General features: G+C 36.9%; 3 protein-coding genes. All 3 read right to left on the bottom strand.

Translation table 11 applies throughout. The features are described 5' to 3' along the window. Nucleotides 1-320 precede the first annotated feature (320 nt). Nucleotides 321-1,532 (bottom strand): NupC/NupG family nucleoside CNT transporter, encoded by a 1,212-nt coding sequence (locus AC1DJR_RS18765; RefSeq protein ID WP_033731081.1) that lies wholly within the window; start codon nucleotides 1,530-1,532, stop codon nucleotides 321-323. A 362-nt stretch (nucleotides 1,533-1,894) separates the two neighbouring features. Continuing rightward, nucleotides 1,895-3,643 carry a C40 family peptidase gene (locus AC1DJR_RS18760; RefSeq protein WP_477003226.1) on the bottom strand — a complete coding sequence of 583 codons (1,749 nt, stop codon included), beginning with the start codon at nucleotides 3,641-3,643 and terminating at the stop codon, nucleotides 1,895-1,897. Nucleotides 3,644-3,854: 211 nt separating this feature from the next. After that, the gene (locus AC1DJR_RS18755; protein WP_477003225.1) at nucleotides 3,855-4,571 is read right to left on the bottom strand and encodes an aminotransferase class IV; all 717 of its coding nucleotides are present in this window, start codon (nucleotides 4,569-4,571) and stop codon (nucleotides 3,855-3,857) included. Nucleotides 4,572-4,835: the final 264 nt, after the last annotated feature.

Below are 4,835 nucleotides of genomic sequence, written 5' to 3'. Positions count from 1 at the left end.
AAGAATATATTTACTTTTATAACTATAAACGGTTCCAAAAACGACTCAACCATCGAGCTCCGATAGAATATCGAATCTCGATGGCTGCTTAGTCTTTTTAATACTGTCTACTTGACAGGGATAAGACCAGTAGCTGGAAGTCTTTTTTTAGCGAGCGACATCAGGTAGTATCCCTCTTGTACAAGAAAAAATAAACATACATACTAATTATTGTAACATAGCGTCTATACATCTATACATAAAGTATTTAATATATATGAAAATTATATTTATGTTATATAAAAAAGCCTCCTCTTTAAAAGAGGAGACTTTACATGAGTTTATAGGAACATCATACCTGCGACTGCTGCGTTTAAGAAGTTCGCTAGTGTACCAGCGATAACTGCTTTAATCCCTAATTGTGCAATTTGTTTACGGCGAGTAGGAGCTAACGTTCCTGTTACACCTAATTGAATTGCGATAGAAGAGAAGTTTGCAAAACCACAGATTGCAAATGTTAAAATCATATTTGTTTTTGCAGAGAACTCTGCCATGTGTGGTCCTAAGTTTGCGTATGCAACGAATTCGTTGATTGCAAGTTTTTGACCGATGAAACTAGCTGCTTGCACGGCTTCACCTGGAGAAACCCCGATTAAGATTGCAAATGGTGATAATAAGTAACCGAAGATTAAATCAAGGCTAAGTTTAATATCGAACCAAGAACCAACCCATCCTAATAAGCCATTTAATAAAGCGATTAATGCAATGAAGGCCATTAGCATTGCAGCTACGTTAATAACAAGTTGTATACCTTCAGATGCACCGCGTGCAGCTGCATCGATAACGTTTGCGTCTTCACGCTCTGTTGAAAGTTGAACATTATTATCTACTTTTTCTGTTTCTGGCATAATTAGTTTTGCAATTAATAAACTTGATGGAGCTGCCATAATTGCTGCTGCTAATAAATGTTCTAACGGAATTCCCATTGCTGCATATCCGACAAGAACTGATCCGGCAACAGCTGTCATACCACTTACCATAATAGTGAAGAATTCACTGTTAGTTAAACGTGCTAAGTATGGTTTAATTAAAATTGGTGCTTCTGTTTGTCCTAAAAATACAGTTGTTACTGCATTTAAGCTTTCTGCCTTAGAAGTTCCAAGAAGTTTACTTAATGCACCACCAACGATACTAACAAATTTCTGCATAATACCTAAGTAATATAAGATTGCAACTAATGAACTAATAAATACGATTGGAAGTAGTGCTTGAATAACGAAAACAAATCCCCAAGGGCCTTTTGCGTTGACTAAATCCCCAGCAACGAACCTAATTCCCTCGTAAGAAAAATTAATTAATCCTTGAACGCCGTCAGCAGCAACTTTTAAGCCTGCTTTTCCAGCATCCCATCGCAATACGATAAATGAAAATGTCATTTGTAATGCTAGCGCGATTAAAATTGTGCGCCAATTAATAGCTTTGCGGTTGGAAGATAGTAAGAAAGCAATTGCTAATACTCCAATCACGCCGCCAATTCCCCATAAAACATTCATGCAGTGTATGCTCCTTCCTCATAGTAAAAAAGTGTATAAACCAGTTGTCTATACTTTTGCGAATATAACATCTTAAGTAATTTATCATAATGGACATCGGAGGTCAAACGTCTAACGAAAAGTTTAAATAAAAAGAAAATTCTTTGAAAAAACACATATAAAATGAATAGACATGAAATAAGTTATGTTTTTTGTTGAAATATATTCATTTTGATAACGTTTTGGACAATTTTTATAGAATATAGTGTATGAAATAGGAGAATGAACGCATAATTTTTTCGTAGAGAGAATGAAAGGGGATTACTATGTTGAGTCTTTTAAAAAGAGCCTTCTAGTAAACTAGAAGGCTCTGAAACTATAACTTAAGGTGCTTTCGTATACCCTAAGAAATGGCTTTTCCAATAAGAGTTGCTTAATGAAGCGATTGCTACACCTTTATCTCCAGMYTGGATAAAYGATCCRCCYCCAAGGTAAATACCCATGTGAGAAGGACCWGCTTTATAAGTRTYTTKGAAATAAATTAAGTCTCCAGGTTGTGGACTTGAAGTTTGTGGTAAGCTGCTCCAATATCCAGCAACACTTTGGCGGCTAATGTTATGACCAAATTTCTTAAATACGTGGTAGATGTAACCACTGCAGTCAACACCATTAGCAGAAGTACCGCCCCAAACGTATGGTACGCCTTGCATTGATTTTGCATATGCAAGTATGGAAGAACTGTCACCGCTATTATTGCCTGTATTATTGTTGTTATTGTTTTGATTGTTATTTTGGTTGTCGTTAGGCTTATTATCTACTGCGCCACCAACTGGTGTTTTAGATAGGAAACGTGTTCCGATGTAACCAGTTTGACCGTTGTAGTTAATTTTGCTCCATCCAGAGTTTTCAGAGATTACTTGAACCTTCTGTCCTTGTGGAAGTGCGCCTATGATTCTATAATTTGTACCTTCGCCGCTACGTACATTTAGTGCAGAAGCATTAATGTAGTAGTCACCAATTGCACCTTGTTCAGGTTGTTTTGGCTGTTCTGGTTGTTTCGGTTGCTCAGGAGTAGCAGTGCCACCTTTGAAGAATTTTACAAATTCGCTACTAACATAGCCTGTTTTTCCTAGGTAGTTTACTTTAAACCAGCCGTTTTCAGATCCGACTACGTTTAATGTTGTGCCATTTAACACGCCGCCAATTACACTATGGTAAGCAGCAGGGCCTGTACGAACACGTAGAGATGTTGCGTTAACAACGTAAGTACCACCAGTTTGAATAGTTCCATTATTATTTTGCTCTTGGTTGTTACCTTGAGTGACGTTTTCGTTAGAACCGCCTTTTGTTACGTAGTCCTTGCTTAAGTAAGCTGTTTGTCCTGCGTAATTGATTTTGAACCAATCTTGAACTTCGCCTACAACGTGTACAACTTGTCCTTGTTTAACAGAACCTACAGTTGGATGAGAAGTGCTAGGACCTGTACGAACGCGAAGGGAAGATACRTTTACTGTATAGTTTCCRCTTGCTGGTTGAACGGTTGCTTCATTGTTACTATTGTTGTTATTGCTTGTAGAGCCAGTGTTTGTAGAAGCGCCTGATACAAATTGGCTACTAACATAACCAGTTTGTCCGTTATGGTTAATTTTCACCCAACAATTTTCTTCTCCAATTACGTTTAAAGTTTGTCCTTCATATACACGTCCTGAAACAGAACTAGAAGTGTTAGGAGCTGTACGTACACGTAATACATCGGCAGTAACTTTATTCTTTCCACCTGTTGTACTTACATTAGAATTACTTGCTCCATTTTTTGATACAAATTCGCCACTGACAAAGCCAGTTTTTCCATTATGGTTAATTTTGAACCAACCATTTTCTTCTCCAATTACGTTTAACGATTGACCATTATAAACGCGAGAGATCAAGTCGTGAGAAGTRCTWGATCCTGCRCGAACATGTAGYACGCTAGCATTYACCGTATAWGATGAAYTGTTTGATGCGGAAGCTTGGACAGTTTGTGTAGCAGCTTTTTGTGTRTTTTGTTCMGGGGCAGCTTGAACRCTATCAAGTGTAGGTGCTGCTCCTCCTGCTACAGACACTGCCGCAAGACCGGCAAGGTATTTTTTCAYAATTTGTCGATTCCTTTCTGTCTGTAATGTAGTGAAGAAATATTTACCAACTGTTAAAAATTCTAAAGAGCATGTCGATTACTGTCAAGACTTATGTGGTAATCTGAATATGACAAAAAGGTTACAAAAAAAAAATCAAGGTATAAATCTGCACCTTGATTTCCATTTAAATACATATATTTGATGTGGAAAATGAGAAGATTATTCGTATTTAGGAAGATGTGCTGTTGGATTTTAAAAGGCTTTGAGAAAATGACCTTTGTAGTAATTTAGTGATAGGGCCAACTTGACCATCTTGAATCGCAGTTCCATCGAGATGGGTCATCGGTAAAATTTCAATAGTCGTTCCCGTAAAGAAGCATTCATCTGCTTGATAAACATCGCGAACGCTGAAMAGYTCTTCYTKTACAGGRAKWYGAAGRGTWTTAGCTAARGAAAGGACRTAYTGACGAATAATGCCRTTTAAAATAAGGTGATTRGCTGGATGCGTATACAGTGTTGATATAGCACGTACACCGTATTCAATCCATAAAGATGGTCTTTCTTTTTTTGAAATATAAGCATAGATTGTCGGAGATATGTCATATGAAAATGCATGTGCTCGAGCTTGTACACCACGAGATACTTGTAAGTAAATTGTTCCGTCTTCTTGGAAATTATTGTTTTCAATTAATTTGTAGAGTAAGATGATGAGTTCGGCTTTTGAGAAAGGAAGTGATAATTCTATTTCTTCAAGGGATCGATATAATCTTGTTAAATGTGGGTCTAATAAGTGAAAGTTTCCGTTATAAAGGCGAATAACTTCATAGACGCCATCACCAAATTGTAAACCTCTTTCTTCAAGTTCTATGTACGCGCGATGTTTTGTTGTATCAATAACTGCATCATTCCATAGTACAAATYTTTCGTATGCCAATTTTCGTCCCATCCTTTCGTTAGTACATGAATAAAAAKCACTMTAGTWATTTTTATGTRAGCAATTCTCTWCATATGACGTATATGTATTTGWAAATYAYAGAGAAGTAGTGGTGATTTATCCTGCATTAACTGCTCGTAAACGCCCGATTGGTGAGGGCTAATAATCAGTGGGGGATGAACAAAACACCCACTGATTAAAGTTTCACTTTATAGCATTTTGTATATACAAATTCGRAAATGAGAAATAAGAATCCGAAATGAGAAATAAGAATCC

This window comes from Bacillus sp. 05T31, assembly GCF_056396725.1.
The sequence above is the reverse complement of the archived record's forward strand: the minus strand, read 5'-3'. Positions and strand labels throughout refer to the sequence as shown.